We start from the raw sequence: 20007 nt of genomic DNA on the forward strand, positions 1-20007 counted from the left end.
CTCAAGCGCCGGGTGCTCCGGCAGGCGGCGAGGGCTGCTGCCCTGCAGTTGCCTGCTCCTCGCCGTCCGGGCTGCTGGCTCTGTCTTCGCCTTCAACATCAGAGCCGGTAGCTGTCTCGCCGGGCGCCCGGTTGTCGGCACCGGACTGGCGCTCGCCGGCGGCTTCGCCCTCCGGCTGGTCACTGCCCCCCGCGGCAGGTAACTTGCGCGGAGCCTCGTCTTCCTCAACAAACTGGTAGAAAACTTCACCCTCGCGGATCAGGCCGAGCTGTTCCCGCGCGCGCTGCTCGACGCTGCGGTTGCCGCTCTGCAGCTCCAGCACCTCGCGTTCGAGTACCGCATTGCGGGCCCGCAGCTCTTCATTGATGGCGCTCTGCTCGACCACCTGCGACTCCAGGCGATGCTTTTCCGCCAGGCTGCCCTCGGCAATCCACAGCCGGTATTGCAATACCAGCAACAGGAAGACCAGAACCGCGAGCAGCCAGCGCATCGGCAGCGGCGCCTAGGCCTTGAACTCCGCCAGGCCGCGGTAGGGGGCGGCGGCGCCCAATTCAGCTTCGATGCGCAGCAGGCGGTTGTACTTGGCTACCCGGTCGGACCGGCACAGGGAACCGGTCTTGATCTGGCCGGCGCTGGTGGCCACGGCGAGGTCGGCAATGGTGGTGTCTTCGGTTTCGCCGGAGCGGTGGGAAATCACTGCGGTGTAGCCGGCAGCCTTGGCCATGGCGATGGCATCGAGGGTCTCGGACAGGCTGCCGATCTGGTTGAACTTGATCAGGATGGAGTTGCCCACGCCGCGCTCGATGCCCTGCTTGAGAATTTTGGTGTTGGTCACGAACAGGTCGTCGCCCACCAGTTGCACCTTGCTGCCAATCTTGTCGGTCAGCAGTTTCCAGCCGTCCCAGTCGGACTCGTCCAGGCCGTCCTCGATGGAAATGATGGGGTGGCCTGCGGCCAGTGCCGCCAGGTAGTCGCAGAACTCGGCGCTGGAGAACTGCTTGCCCTCGCCTGCCAGGTCGTAGACGCCGTCCCTGTAGAACTCGGAGGCGGCACAGTCCAGGGCCAGGGTCACATCCTTGCCCAGCACATAGCCGGCGTTTTGCACGGCCTCGGCGATCACTTCCAGGGCCGCCTCGTTGGACGGCAGGTTCGGGGCGAAACCGCCCTCGTCGCCCACTGCGGTGCTCAGGCCGCGGGCGGACAGGACCTTCTTCAGGTGGTGGAAAATCTCGGCGCCGACACGCAGGGCTTCGGCGAAGGTGGGCGCCGCCACCGGCTGCACCATGAACTCCTGGATGTCGACGTTGTTGTCGGCGTGCTCGCCCCCGTTGAGGATGTTCATCATCGGCACCGGCATGGAGAACCCGGTGCTGCCGTTAATGTCGGCGATGTGCTGGTACAGCGGCACGCCCCTGGCGGCCGCGGCGGCCTTGGCGGCGGCCAGGGACACGGCGAGGATGGCATTGGCGCCGAACTTCGCCTTGTTGTCAGTACCGTCGGCCTCGATCATCGCGGCGTCGAGGGCGCGCTGCCCGGTCGCATCCTTGCCCAGCAGCAGGTCGCGGATGGGGCCGTTAACATTGGCCACGGCGTTCAGCACGCCCTTGCCCAGGTAGCGGCCCTTGTCGCCGTCGCGCAACTCCAGCGCTTCGCGGGAACCGGTGGAGGCACCGGAGGGCGCACAGGCGGCGCCAACATGGCCGGATTCAAGGGTGACCTCGGCCATGACCGTGGGGTTGCCCCGGGAATCCATTACCTCGAAAGCCTGAATGTTGGCGATATTGCTCATGCTGTGCTCCGTGTTCGCGTTGTCGGGAAGAAGGATCAGGAAATAGTCAGTTGTGGCAGGCTCTTGACCAGGTCGTCCACCGCCTTGACCTGAGCCAGGAAGGGCTCCAGCAGGTCCAGCGGCAGGGCGCTGGGGCCGTCACAGAGGGCCTTGTCCGGGTCGGGGTGGGCTTCCAGGAACAGGCCGGCGAGGCCGGTGGCCATACCGGCCCGGGCCAGGTCCACCACCTGGCCGCGGCGCCCGCCCGAGGCCGCGCCGCCGGGGTCGCGGCACTGCAGCGCGTGGGTGACGTCAAAGATCAGCGGCACATTGCCGCAGGTCTGCTTCATCACGCCGAAGCCCAGCATGTCTACCACCAGGTTGTCGTAGCCGAAGTTGCTGCCGCGCTCGCATATCATCAGTCTGTCGTTGCCGCACTCGCGGAATTTCTCCGCCACGTTGGCCATCTGGCCCGGCGCCAGGAACTGCGGCTTCTTGATATTGATAATGGCGCCGGTAGCGGCCATCGCCGCCACCAGGTCAGTCTGCCGGGCCAGGAAGGCCGGCAGCTGGATGATGTCGCAGACCGCGGCGGCCGGCGCCGCCTGCTCAGGGGTGTGCACATCGGTGATCAGCGGCACGCCGAAGGCGGCTTTAACCGCCTCCAGGATTTTCAGGCCCTCGTCGAGGCCGGGGCCGCGAAAGGAGTGAATGGAGGAGCGGTTGGCCTTGTCGAAGGAGGCCTTGAAAACATAGGGAATGCCCAGCTTTTCGCACACCGCCACGTAGTGCTCCGCGGCAGCGAGCGCCAGCTCGCGGCTCTCCAGCACATTGATGCCTCCCAGCAGTACGAAGGGGGCGTGATTGGCGATGGTGATATCGCCCAGCGTCAGGGTCTCGGTGCTCACCGCTAGCATTCCTCAATCGACCCGGGCCAGGCCCGGGTGGTCAGTCCGTTCAGGCCTTGGCGGCCGCGTGGGCCAGGGCGGCTTCCACATAACCGGTAAACAACGGGTGGCCGCCGCGGGGCCGGGAAGTGAATTCCGGATGGAACTGGCAGGCCAGGAACCAGGGGTGATCCGGCAGCTCGATCATTTCCACCAGGGAGCGGTCGGCGGACCAGCCGCCGATGCGCACACCGGCATCCTGCAACTGCTGGATGTAGTTGTTGTTGATCTCGTAGCGGTGGCGGTGGCGCTCCATCACGGTGTCACTGCCGTAGACCTCGCGCGCCTTCGAACCCGGCTCCAGGTGACAGAGCTGGGCGCCCAGGCGCATGGTGCCGCCGAGGTCGGAGTTCTCGTCGCGGGTCTCGGTGGAGCCGTCCACATTCTGCCACTCGGTGATCAGGCCGACGATGGGGTGCGGCGTGTTCGGCTGCATCTCGGTGGAGTGGGCGCCCTCGAGGTGGCAGACGTTGCGGGCGTACTCGATCAGCGCCACGTGCATGCCCAGGCAAATGCCGAGAAAGGGCACCTTGTTCTCGCGGGCGTAACGCACGGCGGTGATCTTGCCCTCCACGCCGCGGTCGCCAAAGCCGCCGGGGACGAGGATGGCGTCGGCGCCTTCCAGTACGCCGGTGCCGTCGCGCTCGATGTCCTCGGCGTCGATGTAGTCGACCTCGACATCCGCCAGGGTCTGCAGGCCAGCGTGCTTGAGCGCCTCGTTAAGCGACTTGTAGGCGTCCAGCAGGTCCATGTACTTGCCGACCATGGCGATGCGCACCTTGCCCCGGGTGTCGGAGAATTCCCGGCGCAGCACCTCGTCCCACTCGGAGAGGTCGGCCTTGTCGCACTGCAGGTTGAAGCGCTCCACCACGATGTCGTCGAGGCCCGCCTTGTGCAGGATGCCGGGGATGCGGTAGATGGAGTCGGCGTCCGGCAGGGCGATCACCGCGCGCTCTTCCACGTTGGTGAACAGGGCGATTTTCTTGCGCGCGCTGTCGTCGATTTCCACCTCGCTGCGGCACAGCAGAATGTCCGGCTGCAGGCCGATGGAGCGCAGCTCTTTCACCGAGTGCTGGGTCGGTTTGGTCTTGGTCTCGCCGGCGGTGGCGATGTAGGGCACCAGGGTCAGGTGCATCAGCAGCGCGCGGCTGGCGCCGACTTCGATGCGCAACTGGCGAATGGCCTCGAGGAAGGGCTGGCTCTCGATGTCGCCCACCGTGCCGCCGATCTCCACCACCGCCACATCGGCATCGCCGGCGCCGAGGATGACCCGGCGCTTGATTTCATCGGTGATGTGGGGAATGACCTGTACCGTACCGCCGAGGTAGTCGCCGCGGCGCTCCTTGCGCAGCACCGCGTTGTACACGCGGCCGGTGGTGAAGTTGTTGCTGCGGCGCATGGTAGCGTGGGTGAAGCGCTCGTAGTGGCCGAGGTCGAGGTCGGTTTCGGCGCCGTCCTCGGTGACGAATACCTCGCCGTGCTGGAAGGGGCTCATAGTGCCCGGGTCGACATTGATGTAGGGGTCGAGCTTGAGCAGGGTGACCTTGAGGCCCCGTGCCTCAAGCACCGCCGCCAGGGATGCGGCTGCGATCCCCTTGCCGAGAGACGAAACCACACCACCGGTGACGAAGACATATCGCGTCATGAAAAGCCTGCTGTACGCTGTTGTTCGGGACACACAAAACCCGCACTCGGAGTCGCTTTCAGGGGCGATCGACTGAGCGCGGGTACTGCGAAAAGATGGGTAGCCAGACTAGCAGAAAGCACCACCTGGCTCAATCCGCAGGGGCGGGACAATTTCGCTCCCAGCGCACTTGCCAGCGCCCTCCCCTGTGGTCTCTGTCCTCGTCCGGGGCCTCATTTTCGCAGTACCAGCGGTCGCCGATAGCCAGCAACTCACCGTTGCGGAGCAGCAGCGGCAACCGCGACCGCCACCAGGGCGGCACCCCCTGCTCCTGCAGGAATTTCTTCAGGCTGCAGCTGCCGCCGCGACCGACGGGCCGGCAGCGCTCGCCGCCGCGGCGAAAGCGCAGGGTCAGGGACTCTCCCGGCGCGAGGACGAAGCCCGGCGCGCCGGCCGCGGCCGGTACCAGCGTCAGTGTTCCCTGGGGGCCCATACTCACAGAGTCCCCAGGGCCCAGTTTTACACCCTCACCGCTGGTGGCGCCCAGCGCGGGCAGGCGATACAGGGCCACGCCAAACTGCTGCAATACAGCGCCGTCCACCTGCAGCTGCGCTTCACCGCTGCCGCCGTCACGCAACTGGCGCAGAAATTCCAGCAAAGCCGCGCGCTCCGGGGCGCGCAGGCCGAGCCGCGCCAGCCACTGCCGCAGCAGGGCCGCCGCTACCCTGTCGGAGCGGGCCAGTACCGGCACCAGCGCCAATCCGGGGTCACCGAAATCATTGCGCAGCTCCGGCAGCGGCCCCAGCGCCTCGACCAGGGTCGCCTGCGCATCGCCCTGGGCACGGGCCGCGCGGCTCACCGTTTTACGGTAAGCCGGCCAGCGCTCGGCGATCAGGGGCAGTACCCGCTGGCGCAGGTAATTGCGGTCGAGACCGGTATCGGCATTGGAGGGGTCCTCGATCCAGCGCAGTCCACGCTCCCGGGCCCAGGCCTCCAGCTCGCTGCGCGCAATGTCCAGCAGGGGCCGGTGCAGCAGCCCCCGCCCCAGTGGCCGGCTGTCAGCCATGGCCCCCAGGCCCGCCACCCCGGCGCCGCGCAGCAGGCGCAGGAACAGGGTTTCCACCTGATCGTCCTGGTGATGGGCGGTGAACAGCACCTCCCCGGCTTGCACACAGCGTTCAAACACCCGGTGGCGCGCCCGGCGCGCGGCGGCTTCCAGGCCTTCGCCATCGAGCGCTACATCCACGCTTTGCGCGACAAAGGGCACACCGAGATCGGCGCAGCAGGCTGCGCAGTGGGCCTGCCACTGGTCGGCATCGGCCTGAAGCTGGTGGTTGATATGCAGGGCGGTGAGGGGCGGCAGCTCCGGCCGCAGGGCGCGCGCTTCACACAAGAGATGCAGTAGAACGGTGGAGTCCAGCCCGCCGCTGTAGGCCAGCCACCAGCGCGGGGCAGCCGCCAGCGCCGACAGTGTGTCGGCGAGGTGGCGGGCGCTGAGTTGGCTGTGATTCATGGCCGGCATCCGGCCCGGGGCTAGTTGCCGTAGGACATCAACCGGGCGTAGCGTTGTTCCAGCATCGCCTCCACCGGCATCTGCTGCAGGCGGTCGAGCTGGCCGATCAGGTGGTCCTGGATGCGGCTCGCCATCAGTCCGACATTGCGGTGGGCGCCGCCGAGAGGTTCGGCGATAGTGGCGTCGACAATGCCCAGGTCCTGCAGCACGCTGGAGGTCACCCCCATGGCCTGGGCGGCGTCGGGGGCGTGCTCGGTGCTCTTCCAGATGATGTTGGCGCAGCCCTCGGGTGAGATGACGAAATAGGTGGCGTACTGCAGCATGGCCAGGTGGTCGCCGACGCCGATACCCAGGGCGCCACCGGAGCTGCCCTCGCCGATCACCACGCAGAGGATGGGCGTCGCCAGGCGCGACATCACCGCCAGGTTCTGGGCGATGGCCTCACTGATGCCGCGCTCCTCCGAGTCGATACCGGGGTAGGCCCCGGGCGTATCGATAAGGGTAATCACCGGCATCTTGAAACGCTCGGCCATCTCCATCAGGCGCAGCGCCTTGCGGTAGCCCTCGGGCTTGGGCATGCCGAAGTTGCGCAGCACCTTGTCTTTCACCGCCCGCCCCTTCTCCTGGCCGATAACCATGACCGGCTGCCCGTCGAGGCGGGCCACGCCGCCCACGATGGCCCTGTCATCGCCGAAACGGCGGTCGCCGTGCAGCTCGTCAAACTCGGTGAAAACCCGGGGGATGTAGTCCAGTGAGTAGGGCCGCTGGGGGTGGCGGGCCACTTTGACGATGTCCCAGGCGCTGAGGTTGCCGTAAATTTTCTCGGTGAGCTTGGTGCTCTTTTCCCGCAGCTTCTCGATCTCTTCGCTGATATTGATATCAGCATCGGAGCCCACGTGCTGGAGTTCCTCGATCTTTACTTCCAGCTCGGCAATGGGTTGTTCAAAATCAAGATAGTTGGGGTTCATTCGTGATCAGGGTCCGGACAATTCGCATTGGCCGCACAGTGTACAAAAAATACGGGGCGGATACCTAATAGCATCCGCCCCGCGCTGGACAAAGTGCTTAACCGACGAGGCTGATCATCACCCCCGCGGCCACTGCGGAGCCGATAACACCGGCTACATTGGGGCCCATGGCGTGCATCAGCAGGAAATTATGGGGGTTGGCTTCCAGCCCCAGCTTGTTCGATACCCGGGCCGCCATCGGCACTGCAGATACCCCGGCGGAACCGATCAGGGGGTTCAGCGGCACCGCGCTGAATCGATTCATCAGCTTCGCCATCAGCACACCGCAGGCGGTGCCGATGCCAAAGGCGACGATGCCGAGGCCGAGGATGCCCAGGGTTTCCACGTCGAGGAACTTGCTGGCCACCAGCTTGGAGCCCACCGACAGGCCGAGGAAGATGGTGGTGATGTTGATCAGGGAGTTCTGCACAGTGTCTGACAGTCGGTCCACCACCCCGCACTCCTTCATCAGGTTGCCGAAGCAGAACATACCCAGCAGCGGCGCCGCATCCGGCAGCAGCAGGGCCACCAGGATCAGCAGCACCAGCGGGAACACGATCTTCTCCCGCTTCGATACATGGCGCAGCTGCTTCATCTCGATGGCGCGCTCTTCCCTGGTGGTGAGGGCACGCATGATGGGCGGCTGGATCATCGGCACCAGGGCCATGTAGGAGTAGGCCGCCACGGCGATGGCACCGAGCAGATCCGGGGCCAGTACGCTGGAGACATAGATAGCCGTCGGCCCGTCGGCGCCGCCGATAATACCAATGGCAGCGGCGTCGGCAATGCTGAAGTCCATCCAGCCCAGGGCGGTCAGGCCCACCGCGCCGAGCACGGTGGCGAAAATACCGAACTGGGCGGCAGCCCCGAGGAACAGGGTGCGCGGGTTGGCCAGCAGGGGGCCGAAGTCAGTCATCGCCCCCACGCCCATGAAGATCACCAGCGGCGCCACGCCGGAGGCGATGGCCACGTTGTAGAAGTTGTAGAGCATGCCGTTGCTGTAGCCGGCGCTCTCCGCCAGGCGCTGCAGGGTCAGCTGCACCACCGGACCGGCGCCATCAACGGCGGCCAAGAGGCTCTTGATACCCGCATCCGCGGGCAGACTGAATAGCTCGGTGATCTCCGCAAGTACCAGCGGATCGGCGTGGTGCAGGGCGTTTTCCACTGCCGAATAGGCCAGCCCCGCACCAGGGATGTTGGCGAGGATACCGCCAAAGCCGATGGGTACCAGCAGCAACGGCTCGAAGCCCTTGCGAATGGCCAGGAAGAGCAGCAGCAGACCGATGAAAATCATCGCCGCCTGGCCCGCCTCCATCTGGACCAGACCGGAGGCGTGCCAGAGTGTGAGCAGATTTTCCATCGGGTCCTATCCCAGCTTGATCAGGGCGTCGCCCACTTTCACCGCATCGCCAACCTTGATGCAGACTTCGCCCACGGTGCCTGCGCGCGGCGCGCGGACTTCGGTTTCCATCTTCATCGCCTCCAGCACCAGCACCACATCACCGGCAGCGATGGCGTCGCCGGCAGCGACATTGATCTTGACGATGTTGCCCGCCAGCGGCGCCGGCAGGGGTTCACCGCCGCCCGCCGGCGCTGCTGCAGGCGCCGGTGCAGCAGCGGGGGCCGCCTGCACCGAAGACACATCGCCACCCTCGGCGACTTCCACTACGTAGGACTGGCCATTAACGGACACGGTGTACACTGCAGGCCCGTCCTGAGGGACCGGAGCAGCCGCCGGCGCCGGGGCCGGGGCCGGCGCGGGCTCGCTGCCCGGCGCGGGCTCAAAGGCATCGGGATTGCCGCGGTTTTCGAGGAACTTGAGCCCCACCTGGGGAAACAGGGCGTAGGTCAGCACGTCGTCCACTTCGTCTTCGCCTCCGCTGAGCCTGACGCCCTTCTCCTTTGCCAGCTCGCGCAGTTCCGCGGTGAGTTTGTCCAGCTCCGGACTGAGCAGGTCCGCCGGGCGGCAGGTAATGGCCTCGCCGCCCTCCAGTACGCGCTGCTGCAGCTCCGCGTTCACCGACGCCGGGGTGGCGCCGTACTCGCCCTTGAGGACGCCTGCCGTCTCCCGCGAAATGGACTTGTAACGCTCGCCGGTGAGCACGTTCAGCACCGCCTGGGTGCCGACAATCTGGGAGGTTGGCGTGACCAGCGGAATGAAGCCGAGGTCTTCCCGCACCCGCGGAATTTCCTCCAGCACCTCATCCAGGCGGTCCGCCGCGCCCTGCTCGCGCAGCTGGTTTTCCATATTGGTGAGCATGCCGCCGGGCACCTGCGCCACCAGGATGCGCGAGTCCACCCCGCGCAGGGAGCCTTCAAATTTCGCGTATTTCTTGCGCACCTCGCGGAAATAGGCGGCAATGGATTCCAGCCTTGTGATATCCAGCCCGGTGTCGCGGTCGGTGCCCTCGAGCATGGCCACCACGGTTTCCGTCGGCGAATGGCCGTAGGTCATGGACATGGAAGAGATGGAGGTATCGACGTTGTCGATGCCGGCCTCCACGCACTTGAGAATGGTGGAGGTGGACAGGCCGGTGGTGGCGTGGCACTGCATGTGAATGGGGATGTCGCAGCTGGCCTTGAGACGCCTGACCAGTTCATAGCCCTCGTAGGGGCGCAGCAGGCCGGCCATGTCCTTGATGGCGATGGAGTCGGCGCCCATGTCCTCAATACGCTTGCCCTGCTCCACCCAGGTGTCGATGTCGTGCACCGGGCTCAGGGTGTAGGAGATGGTGCCCTGAGCGTGCTTGCCCACCTTTTTCACCGCCTTGAGCGCCACGTCGATATTGCGCATGTCGTTCATGGCGTCGAACACGCGGAACACATCCACACCGTTGCTGGCGGCGCGCTCGACAAACTTTTCCACCACATCGTCGGCGTAGTGGCGATAGCCGAGGATGTTCTGGCCACGGAACAGCATCTGCTGGGGCGTGTTGGGCATGGCCTTCTTCAGTTCGCGAATGCGCTCCCAGGGATCTTCCCCGAGGTAGCGGATGCAGGCATCGAAGGTGGCGCCGCCCCAGGACTCCAGCGACCAGAAGCCGACGCTGTCCAGCTGTTCGGCGATCGGCAGCATATCGTCGAGACGTACCCGGGTCGCCAGCAGCGACTGGGAGGCATCCCGCAGAACCACATCGGTGATGCCCAGGGGGCGTTTATTGGCTTCCATAGCAGCGAACCTCGTTAACGCGAATACATGCGGGCGCCGGAATCAGCGCTGTTTGCGGTGTTGGTGAATAGCGGCGGAAATGACGGCCAGCAACTGGGCATCGCCGGTCGGCGCGCCGCTGGCTGTGGCGCGGGGGGCGGGGGCTTCCACTTCCGGCTCGGGAAAGAAGCGCCCGACGAAGCGGGACATGAGGGTCGTGGCCACCACCAGTAGGGCCAGGAAAACGACCACGGTGCCCATGCCGTAGAGCATGAGCTCCAGTCCCTGATCGATAATACCGGCCTGCATTGTGTCCCCTTCTGCCCGCTGCGCCCGAAACGTTGTGCCCGAAACAAGGGGGCTATCATAAAGCAGGACAGCCTCCCCTGACCAATAACGCCAGGGTGGCATTCCGCAGGACGGCCAGGGCAGCGTATAATCGCGGGTCGCGCCCGCGTCCGCCGCGGGCAAACCTCCACACACCAGCCCGATACCTGCCATGCGCCTGATGCTCGCCCCCATGGAGGGCGTTATCGATCACACCATGCGCCACCTGCTCAGCTCGCTGGGCGGGCTGGATCGCTGCGTCACCGAATTTCTGCGGGTCTCGGACCGGCTGCTGCCGCCGCGGGTGTTTCACCGCATCTGCCCGGAGCTGGCCAGCGGGGGCCTCACTCCCGCCGGAGTCCCGGTCTACCTGCAATTGCTGGGCGGTCAGCCGCAACCTCTGGCGGAGAACGCCGCTCGCGGGGCGGAACTGGGCGCCCCGGGCATCGATCTCAACTTCGGCTGTCCGGCCAAGACGGTGAATCGCTCCGACGGCGGCTCCATTCTGCTGCGCGAACCCGAGCGCGTCGGAGCCCTTGTCGCCGCGGTGCGCGCAGCGGTGCCCCGGACCACGCCGGTGACGGTGAAAATCCGCCTGGGTTACGACGATCCTGGGCTGTTCCGGGAGAACATCGAGGCTATCGCCGCAGCCGGCCCCAGCGAACTCACCATCCATGCCCGCACCAAGCGCCAGGGCTACCGGCCGCCGGCCCACTGGGAGGAAATTGCCCGCGCCCGCCAGTGGCTGAGCATCCCGGTGATCGCCAACGGCGAGGTGTGGAGTGTGGAAGACGCCCACCGCTGTCGCGCCGCCAGCGCCAGCGACGACCTGATGCTGGGGCGCGGCGCCCTGTGCCGGCCCGACCTGCCACGCCTGCTGCGCGCCGCCGACGAAGGCCGGGAACTGACGCCCATGGCGTGGCCGGATATCTGTGCCCTGCTGCTACAGTTCTTCGAGCTGACCCTGCAACACTACGATGCCCACTGCGTCGGCAACCCCCTGAAACAGTGGCTGGTCTACCTGCGCAGCTACTATCCCCAGGCGGCCCTGCTGTTTGAACAGCTGAAACGACTGCGAGAGCCTGCCGAGCTGCATGTGCAGTTGCTGAAGGCCCAGGCCACGGGCATGCGCGCCGCGGCCTGAGGGCTGATCAGATCGCTGTCTGGCCGCCGTCGATTACCAGGCCGGAACCGGTGACAAAGCGCGCCTCTGCCGAGGCCAGGTAGGCGACCGCGCCGGCGATTTCTTCCGCCTCGGCCATATAGGGCGTGAGGGGAGACATGCGCCCGAACAGGGCCAGGTCGGCACCCTCCGGCGCCTGGGCATTCTGGATAAGGGGCGTATTCACGCCGCCCGGGCAGACCGCATTCACCCGCACGCCGCGACTGGCATACTCCGTCGCCAGCGCCCGGGAAAAGTTGAGGACCGCCGCCTTGCTGGCACAGTAGGCGGAGTTGTAGGGCAGGCCGGCGATCCCCGCGGTGGAAGCAATATTGACAATATTTCCCCCGCTCTCGAGCAGGTGCGGCATGGCGGCGAGGCTCAGCACAAACACCGAATTGATATTGACGTCCATCACCCTGCGCCAGCGCTCTGCGGTGAGTTCCGTGAAGTGGCCGGTACACACCATGCCGGCGATATTGCAGAGGATGTCGAGCTTGCCAAAGGTGGCCACACACTCGGCCACCGCCGCGGCACAGGCGGCATCGTCACTGACATCCAGCACGCGGTAAGTGATATCCACCCCGCTGTCCCGCAACGCCGACATCTCGCGCTCCAGCCCCTCGGCATTGATGTCGCAGGCGAACAGGCTGGCCCCCTCCCCTCCGAGGCGCTTGGCGGTAGCCAGGCCAATACCGGAAGCCGCGCCGGTAATAAAGGCGACCTTGTTGTCGAATCGTTGCATGAAACCTCCCCGGTGACGGTAAAAGCGAATCGAGACCGGCAGTCTAGCGGTAGCGGGAGGGGAAGACAGGCCCGGCCGGGAGGAAAGCCGTGGCCGGCAGCACAAGTTAAACCGGTGAGGCTTTCACCGGTGAAGCGCTCGGTTCCTGCGCCTGTAGTTCGGCGCGAACCGTGGCGAGCAGGTCGGTAAAGATCCGGAAACTGTCGTCCGCTGCCAGCTTCTCGTCGATCAACAGGCGATAGGCTTCAAGTTCCAGCTCCCGCACCTCGCCCAGCAGATTCTCGCGCGGTTCGTGAGGTGCACGCTCGCGAATTACCAGCAGACGGCTGTAGAAGGTATCGACGCGGTTCTTTTTACGCTGGTTGCGCCAGCGCAGCAGGCCAGCCACGCCGGTCACCAGCAGAATGCCGAGGTAAATGAGCAGGTTGATACTGTCAGCGTAGCGCTCCAAAGGCGTCGGCGCGTCGCGCTCGAAGTAGCGGCGGGCCCCGGGGTGCAGGGGAAAACTGAGTTTCTCGCGATCAAAATGCTCGCTGATCCAGCTGAAGATATCCGGTTCCAGCGCCGCGAACAGCGGCTTCTGCTCGACCAGCATGCGGGTCAGGGCGTAGATGCGGGTTTCATCGATGCTCTTTCTGGTCACCAGTAAAGTCGCCACCGACAGAGACTGCAGGGCCTGTTCATTGCCCGGCAGATTGTACGTCAAGGCGGGAATCTCCATGGCGCTGAGTTGTGGCACCAGCAGACTCACGCCCTCGCGCAGGAAGGCCGACTCCGCCTCACCGGCATCCGCCAGCGACACCAGTGAATAGCCCTCGCGGTACCAGAGGGTGGACTGGGGATTGATGGGGCCGAAATAGACAATGGCGTCGGTCACCCCGGGCTGCAGTTGTTTCACCTCGCGCAGATTGTCGGTGAGAATGCCGGCGCGCTGCGCCGCCAGTTGCAGGAAGGTCTTCCCGGCGTGGGAGCCGTTGACGACATACACCGTCACTGCATCCCCCGACTGGCGTTTCTGGTCAAGACTTACGCCGTCGCGCAACAGCAGGTGCAGCACGCTGCGATAGAGGGGGATAACGGTGCGCACCCCGTCCTGGTAGGGCGTACTGTTGTCGACGATGGTGAGATCCGCGTCACCGGCGGCCAGTGCTGCCAGCGGCGGGGTCTCCGGTGCGGACTTGTCCGGGACGATATCAAAGTCACTCTCGTCCGCGACTGCCGCCTGCAGGGCCCCGATATCCACCTGCTGATAGACCATCGAGTGCAGGCGCAGGGGTTCCTGCTCCCGGGCACAGGCGCAAAGCAGCAACAGCAAAGGGATGTACAGCGCCAAACGCAGCGCGGAGCGGCGCCCGGCAGCCAGTGTCAGGACAGTTTCCATGCGCCGGAGAATAATGGCACGGCAGCGACAGCGCCAGCCGAATCTGTCGAAAAACCGCCGCGGGAGCAGAGCCCCCGCAGCGACTGGCACTAGAACCGGTACAGCGCCTGCAGGGCAAGCGTGCGCGGACGATCCAGGAACTGGTAGTAGGCCGTGCCGGTACCGCCGGTCAGGGCGCCGGCCAGCGGCGCTTCACCACCGTAGGTCACGACATCCTCGTCGCTGAGGTTCTTGCCAATAAAGGCGACCTCCCAGTTGCCGGCCTGGTCACCGATGCCCACCCGCAGGTTGTACTGGGCATAGGCATCCTGTTCCGAACGCGGATCAAGGGTCGGGTTGAACAGGTAGGAGTCGCTGAATACCAGGTCGAAGACCGTGCGCAGTTCCAGCGAATCACCCAGCGGCAGAATGTACTCGGCACTGACCGAGCCACTGTACTCCGGCGTGTACTCCTTGCGCTTGCCGGTGGCATCGCAGGTCACACCACCGGGCTGTACCGCACCCGGGTCCATCACCTGCTGTCCGAAGTAACACTGGTTGTTCCTGAAGTCGGTGTACTCGAAGTCCAGCCAGGCGACGGAGCCGGACAGGGTCAGCCCCTCACTCACCAGCCAGCGGCCGTCAAGTTCAACACCCTTGATCTCCGCTTCGCCGGCATTGGTCACATTGAAACCGAGAATACCGTCAAACTGGCTGGTCTGGAGGTTCGTGTACTCGGTGTAGAAGGCCGCCATGTTCAACTCTGCGGTACTCCCCAGGCCCATCTTGGCGCCGATTTCGAAGCTCTCTGCCTCCTCCTCGTCAAACTCAAACACACCGACAATATCGCGGGCACAGCTCGGCGGCGTGGTGCTGGTATCGAGCGTACAGGCATTGACCACCGCCGGGTCGGGATGGCCGTTGGAGCGGATGTCGAAGCCACCGGCCTTGAAGCCCTCGGTATAGGTGGCATACAGCATGGTGGCATCGCCCAGGTCGTACTGCACAGTGAACAGGGGGTTGAATGCCTGCTCGTCGCGGTCGCCGCGAATTTCGTCGTAGGGCTCGATGGCGAAGGAGCCAAACAGGGGGTTGAGGCCGAAGAACACATTGGGAACGGCGCCGGAAGGATCCGTGGCCGGGAAAGCGGTTCCGCCGGCGTAGTGAACCTGCTGCTTGGTCGCCTCCTTGCTCTCCTCGGTATAGCGCGCGCCAACAACCAGCCTCAGCGTATCCGTAACATTCCAGGTGGCCTGGCCGAATACCGCCCACATATCGCTTTCCTGCGTGGCAAAGCGGTCGGTATTGATGCTGTTGAAATTGGGATTCAGCAAGCGCAGCAGGCTGTTCGCCGGAACGTCGATGGAGTCCTTGAAGTCGAGCTCGTTGCTCTGGAAGAAAACACCGGCAATATAGTCGACGGTTTCTCCGCCCGGAGAGGTGATGCGAAACTCCTGGCTGAACTGCTCGAAAGACTCGTCCTGAACAGCGTCAAAAACCGAGGCGCCGGAGAAGTCGCAGTCACACTCCTGCTCGAACTCGTACTCCAGATAGCCGGTTGTGGAGGTCAGCGTGTAGTCACCCAGGGCGTAGTCAACGCCAAGCACCAACACGTCGGATGAATTGGTGTGGGAATCGCCGTTACCGCCACGCACCCGGTTCAGCTTGCCGTCTTCACCGGCAAAGTCTACCGGAGGGTCCAGCATCAGCACATTGTTGGCCAGACCGACAAAATTATTGAGGGCAGACACGTAATCGATACCGACACCGGTTCCCTGCAGGTCTTCGCGGACAAGACTCTGGGCCAGTTCCACGTTGCGCCCGTTGTCATCGAAATCGGCGTGCTCGTACTTGATATTGATATCCAGGTTGTCGGTCGGCATCCAGCGCAATGCGCCGCGCACCAGCCCTTCTTCCTCCTGCTTCTCGTCGTCGCCGGTGTTGACGTTGACGAAGGAGCCGTCCTGCTCGCGATACATTACCGCGAGACGACCCGACAGGGTGTCGCTCAGGGGGCCGGATAGCACCACCCGGTAATCCTGCTGGTTTTCCTCGAATTCATAGAGCGCGCTGACCGAGCCTTCGAACTGGTCGGTAGGCTTGGCGGTAATCATGCTGATCGCCCCGGCGATACTGTTCTTGCCGAACAGGATCGGCTGTGGGCCGCGCAGCACTTCCACCCGCTCCATATCGAACATCGGCAGGCGCGAAAGCTGGCCGCGGCCGTAGTAAATGCCGTCCACGTACATGCCGGTGGATTGCTCGAAGCCGGGGTTGATGCCGGAGCTGACACCGCGAATGGTAATATTGTTGGACAGGCCGCTCTGGTTCATGGAGAAGTTCGGCACGTAGGTGGTCAGGCTCTCCAGGTTGGTGATGTAGGCGTCCTGCATTCTCTGGCCGCTGACGGCACTCACCGAGATCGGTACGTCCTGCAGGCTCTCCACGCGCTTCTGCGCGGTGACTACCACCTCTTCGAGTTGCAGTTGCTGCGCCTGGGCGGAGCCTGCCGCAAGGGCAGCCACTGCCAGGCTGAGCAGGGATTTCAGGGGTCTCTGCGGGGTCATCGAACTACTCCTTGGCGCCTTGTGACGCACTGTGGTTATTATTCCGGCTCCGGTAGGGAGCCTTCACTTGCTGCTGATTACTCTGCTTTTTGCTCTGCTTCTTGCTCTGCATCGCGGCCGGTCTGCCGGTCGCTGGCAAGATGGGCACGCTCAATCACATACTGCTGGATGGCCTCTGCCTGGGGCCGCTCCAGCTCACCGGCGAAGCCCACCATGCCGCTCTCCCAGTGCAGGCCGCCGAGGACAATCGCCAGCCACTGCTCATGGCGCGCGGCATCCAGGGTGCGCAGGTCGGGGGTCGCGCCACCGCTGACGGCTGCATCGCCGTGGCAGTACACGCAGTAGGTCAGGTAGAGCTGTTTGCCCTGCTCGACCTGGGCCGCGTCGCCGCTTAACCCGGGCGGGGAAAAGACCAGTGTTTCTTGCTCAACTGGCGGCAACGTATCGTTACCGCCGAGCCTGAAGACCAGGAGCCGGCTGCGATTGGGGATGGGACCGGCGGTCAGGGCCTCGCCGCCGACCAGCGCCAGGGCGCCGCCCCAGCCCGCCACCACCGCCACGTACTGCACCCCGTCGAGACGGTAGGTCACCGGCGGAGCCACAATGCCGGTCTGGGCGTCGAAGTCCCACAGCCGCTCGCCGGTCGCGGAGCGGTAGGCCACCAGTTGCCCCTCGGCATTGCCCTGGAACAACAGGTCACCCGCGGTGGACAACATGCCGCCATTCCAGGGGCCGGCGTGCTCTACTTCCCAGCGCGGTTTTGCAGCCACCGGATCCCAGGCCAGGATGCCGCCTTTCACCGCACCGAGTACGGCACCGCGCACCGCCGGGTCATCCGGCAGGGAGGCGGCCAGGTTATCGGTGCCGGTGTTCCAGTAACCCTTTCTGAACCTGAAATTCTCGTCCGTTGCATAGACCCAGGGCACATCCTGCCTGGGGATATAAACCAGACCGGTGTCCGGGCTGTAGCTCATCGGATGCCAGTTGTGCCCGCCGATCGGGCCGGGCAATTGCAAGCCGGATGTCTCGCCTTTGTAGCGCGCCGCCGGGTTCTCCACCGGGCGCCCGCTCGCCATGTCGATATGGCTGGCCCAGGTGACAGTGGCGTAGGGCTCGGCCGACAACAGCTCGCCGGTGGCGCGGTCCAGGACATAGAAAAAGCCGTTCTTGGGGGCCTGCATGATGACCTTGCGCGGCTGCCCGTCGATCTCGAGGTCGGCGAGAATCATATGCTGTGTCGCGGTGTAGTCCCAGCTCTCGCCGGGCGTGGTCTGGTAGTGCCACACGTAGCTGCCATCGTCCGGGTTCAGGGCGACTATGGAGGACAGGTAGAGATTGTCGCCGCCGCCGGGAGAGCGGATCTGCTGGTTCCAGGGCGAGCCATTGCCGACACCGACGTAAAGCAGGTTCAGCTGCGGGTCGTAGGCCATCGAATCCCACACCGTGCCGCCACCGCCAATCTTCCACCACTCGCCACCGCCCCAGGTTTGGGCCGCTTTCGCCATGGCCGGCGACTCGAAGCCCTCCTCCGGATTGCCTGGAACCGTGTAGAAACGCCAGGCCATTTCACCGTCGGCGACGCGGTAAGCGGAAACGTAACCGCGCACGCCCAGTTCACTGCCGCCGTTGCCAATGATCACCTTGTCATCGACAATCCGCGGCGCGCCGGTAATGGAATAAGGCCGCTCCCGGTCTGTGGTTTGCACCGACCAGCGCAGCGTGCCGCTCGCCGCTTCCAGGGAGATAAGGCGCCCGTCGAGGGTACCGAAATAGAGATTCCCGTCGCGGTAGGCCACGCCCCGGTTCACCACATCGCAGCACAGATGCACCGCCCACTCGCGCGGGACTTGCGGGTCGTAAAACCACAGCAGCTTGCCTGTCTTCGCATCGTGGGCAAAGACCATGCTCCACGACCCCGTGGTGTAGATCACCCCGTCCACCACCAGCGGCGTCGCCTCGAGTCCGCGGCTGGTGGGGTAGTCGAAGTACCAGTCGAGGCCCAGCTCATCGACGTTGCCGCTATCGATGTCTGCCAGCGGACTGTAGCGGGTTTCGGCATTGTCGAGGCCGTGCTGGCGCCACTCCACATCGGGCTTTGCCTGCGCTGCGATCTCTACCGGCGCCGCTTCCGGGTCACAGGCAGAGAGCATCACCGCGCCAGACACAGCAAGCGCGGCTGCAATTCGGTGCAACATAACTGGGGTACTCTTCGCTGTTGTTATCGGTTTGTGTTCATTGGCAGAGCGAGGCCCTAGCGCCAGGGCATGTATTTCTCAACGACCTGGTCGATGGTAAAGCTGGCCGGGCGCTGGCGTGGCGGAAACTCCTCGAAGGTTTGCAGGAACCGGGTCACATCCACCACGCCGAGCTTCATGTAGGGCGATGCCTTGCGCGTCCACCATTCATTATAGGTGTTGGAGTGCTCGTCGGCGCGCTCGTAGGGATCGCGGCGCAGATTGAACAGTTTGGGAATACGCAGCGGCACAAAGGGTTCGCGCCACACCCCCATCTCTTTGGCGCGCTGCTCGGCGAATACCAGCTTCCAGTCGCCGTGACGCAGGGCCACCAGGTCACCGTCGTCACTGAAGTAGAAGAACTCGTTCCGCGGGCTCTCATCCACTTCACCTTTCAGGTAAGGCAGGAAGTTGTAACCGTCCAGGTGCACCCGGAACTCGCGGTCGCCGACGCGATAGCCGGACTTCAGTTTTTCCTTGATACGGTCGTCACCGGTCGCCGCCATCAGGGTCGGCACCCAGTCCAGGTGGGACATCACCGCGTTGGAAATACGATCGGCGGGAATCTGCCCGGGCCAGCGCAGCACCGCCGGCACCCGGAAGCCGCCCTCCCAGTTGGTGTTCTTTTCGCTGCGGAAAGGGGTCACACCGGCATCCGGCCAGGTATTGAAGTGCACACCGTTGTCGGTCGAATACAGCACGATGGTGTTGTCGGCTATGCCCAGCGTATCCAGCTTGTCCAGCAAACGGCCCACCAGCTGATCGTGGGCCACCATGGCGTCATTGTAGAAGCCCTGGCCCGACAGCCCGCTCTCCTCGTCGGTGATATGGGTGTAGAAGTGCATGCGGGTGGCGTTGAACCAGACGAAGAAAGGCTTCTCGGCGCTGTGGGCGCGATCCATAAAGTCGAGGGCCGCGGCGGCAAATTCTTCGTCCACGGTTTCCATGCGTTTGCTGTCCAGCGGGCCGCTGTCCTGGACGCGACCGTCGGCGTAGCTGCGGATCACCCCGCGAGGACCAAACCGTTCGTGGAACCCGGAGGCGGAAGGATAATCCGGGTCCTCCGGCTCCTCTTCCGCATTCAGGTGATAGAGGTTGCCGAAGAATTCATCGAAGCCGTGATTGGTGGGCAGAAACTCGTTGCGATCACCCAGGTGGTTCTTGCCAAACTGGCCGGTGTGATAGCCCAGTGGCTTCAGCAGCTCCGCCAGGGTCGGGTCCTCGGGCTGCAGTCCGATGTCCGCGCCTGGCATGCCAACCTTGGTCAGCCCCGTTCGCACCGGGTGCTGGCCGGTGATAAAGGCCGAGCGGCCTGCGGTGCAGCTCTGTTCGCCATAATAGTCAGTGAACAGCGTGCCCTCCCGGGCCAGCCGGTCAATATTGGGGGTCTGGTAGCCCATCATGCCCAGGCTGTAGCGGCTGATGTTGGTGATGCCGATATCGTCACCCCAGATCACCAGGATATTGGGGCGCCCGGCGGCCTGGGCCAGGGGCGTGAGAACCACCAGACACAGCGCGATGACGGGAGCAAGGCGCTGGCGCAGTGATTGCCGGTGGCTCGCACTGGCAGGAGCAGACTTGTACATAGTGTAGGCGCATTATGGT

The 20007-nt window shown here is 64.6% G+C and carries 15 protein-coding genes; 1 reads left to right on the forward strand and 14 read right to left on the reverse strand.

Annotated features, from left to right (window positions below):
• Window position 1 precedes the first annotated feature (1 nt).
• From ftsB to FVW59_RS06715, 9 genes are all read right to left on the reverse strand, one after another.
• Window positions 2–490: a cell division protein FtsB gene (gene ftsB / locus FVW59_RS06675; protein WP_148063439.1), complete on the reverse strand. Its 489-nt coding sequence runs from the start codon at window positions 488–490 to the stop codon at window positions 2–4.
• 12 nt (window positions 491–502) lie between these two features.
• Window positions 503–1789 carry a phosphopyruvate hydratase gene (eno, locus tag FVW59_RS06680; protein WP_148063440.1) on the reverse strand — a complete coding sequence of 429 codons (1287 nt, stop codon included), beginning with the start codon at window positions 1787–1789 and terminating at the stop codon, window positions 503–505.
• Between the two features lie 35 nt (window positions 1790–1824).
• Window positions 1825–2676: a 3-deoxy-8-phosphooctulonate synthase gene (kdsA, locus tag FVW59_RS06685; RefSeq protein ID WP_148063441.1), complete on the reverse strand. Its 852-nt coding sequence runs from the start codon at window positions 2674–2676 to the stop codon at window positions 1825–1827.
• Between the two features lie 49 nt (window positions 2677–2725).
• Window positions 2726–4360: a CTP synthase gene (locus tag FVW59_RS06690; RefSeq protein ID WP_148063442.1), complete on the reverse strand. Its 1635-nt coding sequence runs from the start codon at window positions 4358–4360 to the stop codon at window positions 2726–2728.
• 130 nt (window positions 4361–4490) lie between these two features.
• A complete protein-coding gene (tilS, locus tag FVW59_RS06695; RefSeq protein ID WP_187275796.1) occupies window positions 4491–5852 on the reverse strand; it encodes a tRNA lysidine(34) synthetase TilS in 1362 nt (453 codons plus the stop codon).
• 20 nt (window positions 5853–5872) lie between these two features.
• Entirely contained in the window at window positions 5873–6820 is a 948-nt protein-coding gene (accA, locus tag FVW59_RS06700) for an acetyl-CoA carboxylase carboxyl transferase subunit alpha (protein ID WP_148063444.1), read from the reverse strand.
• 97 nt (window positions 6821–6917) lie between these two features.
• A complete protein-coding gene (locus FVW59_RS06705) occupies window positions 6918–8219 on the reverse strand; it encodes a sodium ion-translocating decarboxylase subunit beta (protein ID WP_148063445.1) in 1302 nt (433 codons plus the stop codon).
• Between the two features lie 6 nt (window positions 8220–8225).
• Window positions 8226–10028, reverse strand: coding sequence for a sodium-extruding oxaloacetate decarboxylase subunit alpha (gene oadA, locus FVW59_RS06710; protein WP_148063446.1), 1803 nt, complete (start codon window positions 10026–10028; stop codon window positions 8226–8228).
• Between the two features lie 42 nt (window positions 10029–10070).
• Window positions 10071–10316: an OadG family protein gene (locus FVW59_RS06715; RefSeq protein ID WP_148063447.1), complete on the reverse strand. Its 246-nt coding sequence runs from the start codon at window positions 10314–10316 to the stop codon at window positions 10071–10073.
• 190 nt (window positions 10317–10506) lie between these two features.
• On the opposite strand from FVW59_RS06715, the gene FVW59_RS06720 reads away from it, so the two are divergent.
• Window positions 10507–11478, forward strand: a complete 972-nt coding sequence (locus FVW59_RS06720) for a tRNA dihydrouridine synthase (protein WP_148063448.1) — start codon at window positions 10507–10509, stop codon at window positions 11476–11478.
• Between the two features lie 7 nt (window positions 11479–11485).
• Here FVW59_RS06720 and FVW59_RS06725 read toward each other — a convergent pair whose 3' ends face one another.
• The 5 genes from FVW59_RS06725 to FVW59_RS06745 form a co-directional block, all read right to left on the reverse strand.
• A complete protein-coding gene (locus tag FVW59_RS06725) occupies window positions 11486–12241 on the reverse strand; it encodes an SDR family NAD(P)-dependent oxidoreductase (protein WP_148063449.1) in 756 nt (251 codons plus the stop codon).
• 106 nt (window positions 12242–12347) lie between these two features.
• Window positions 12348–13622 (reverse strand): TAXI family TRAP transporter solute-binding subunit, encoded by a 1275-nt coding sequence (locus tag FVW59_RS06730; RefSeq protein ID WP_148063450.1) that lies wholly within the window; start codon window positions 13620–13622, stop codon window positions 12348–12350.
• Between the two features lie 89 nt (window positions 13623–13711).
• Window positions 13712–16168, reverse strand: a complete 2457-nt coding sequence (locus FVW59_RS06735; RefSeq protein ID WP_148063451.1) for a TonB-dependent receptor — start codon at window positions 16166–16168, stop codon at window positions 13712–13714.
• Between the two features lie 77 nt (window positions 16169–16245).
• Window positions 16246–18363 (reverse strand): PQQ-dependent dehydrogenase, methanol/ethanol family, encoded by a 2118-nt coding sequence (locus FVW59_RS06740; protein WP_148063452.1) that lies wholly within the window; start codon window positions 18361–18363, stop codon window positions 16246–16248.
• Window positions 18364–18419: 56 nt separating this feature from the next.
• The gene (locus FVW59_RS06745; RefSeq protein WP_148063453.1) at window positions 18420–19988 is read right to left on the reverse strand and encodes an arylsulfatase; all 1569 of its coding nucleotides are present in this window, start codon (window positions 19986–19988) and stop codon (window positions 18420–18422) included.
• Window positions 19989–20007: the final 19 nt, after the last annotated feature.

Origin of the sequence: Parahaliea aestuarii, from assembly GCF_008064635.1 — a bacterium.
Lineage (GTDB): Bacteria > Pseudomonadota > Gammaproteobacteria > Pseudomonadales > Halieaceae > Parahaliea > Parahaliea aestuarii.

Bases quoted from the DNA above. Each gene is read 5' to 3' on its own strand.
- ftsB (WP_148063439.1), bottom strand. From the start codon at position 490: ATGCGCTGGCTGCTCGCGGTTCTGGTCTTCCTGTTGCTGGTATTGCAA.
- eno (WP_148063440.1), bottom strand. From the start codon at position 1,789: ATGAGCAATATCGCCAACATTCAGGCTTTCGAGGTAATGGATTCCCGG.
- FVW59_RS06690 (WP_148063442.1), bottom strand. From the start codon at position 4,360: ATGACGCGATATGTCTTCGTCACCGGTGGTGTGGTTTCGTCTCTCGGC.
- tilS (WP_187275796.1), bottom strand. From the start codon at position 5,852: ATGAATCACAGCCAACTCAGCGCCCGCCACCTCGCCGACACACTGTCG.
- accA (WP_148063444.1), bottom strand. From the start codon at position 6,820: ATGAACCCCAACTATCTTGATTTTGAACAACCCATTGCCGAGCTGGAA.
- FVW59_RS06705 (WP_148063445.1), bottom strand. From the start codon at position 8,219: ATGGAAAATCTGCTCACACTCTGGCACGCCTCCGGTCTGGTCCAGATG.
- oadA (WP_148063446.1), bottom strand. From the start codon at position 10,028: ATGGAAGCCAATAAACGCCCCCTGGGCATCACCGATGTGGTTCTGCGG.
- FVW59_RS06715 (WP_148063447.1), bottom strand. From the start codon at position 10,316: ATGCAGGCCGGTATTATCGATCAGGGACTGGAGCTCATGCTCTACGGC.
- FVW59_RS06720 (WP_148063448.1), top strand. From the start codon at position 10,507: ATGCGCCTGATGCTCGCCCCCATGGAGGGCGTTATCGATCACACCATG.
- FVW59_RS06725 (WP_148063449.1), bottom strand. From the start codon at position 12,241: ATGCAACGATTCGACAACAAGGTCGCCTTTATTACCGGCGCGGCTTCC.
- FVW59_RS06730 (WP_148063450.1), bottom strand. From the start codon at position 13,622: ATGGAAACTGTCCTGACACTGGCTGCCGGGCGCCGCTCCGCGCTGCGT.
- FVW59_RS06735 (WP_148063451.1), bottom strand. From the start codon at position 16,168: ATGACCCCGCAGAGACCCCTGAAATCCCTGCTCAGCCTGGCAGTGGCT.
- FVW59_RS06740 (WP_148063452.1), bottom strand. From the start codon at position 18,363: ATGTTGCACCGAATTGCAGCCGCGCTTGCTGTGTCTGGCGCGGTGATG.
- FVW59_RS06745 (WP_148063453.1), bottom strand. From the start codon at position 19,988: ATGTACAAGTCTGCTCCTGCCAGTGCGAGCCACCGGCAATCACTGCGC.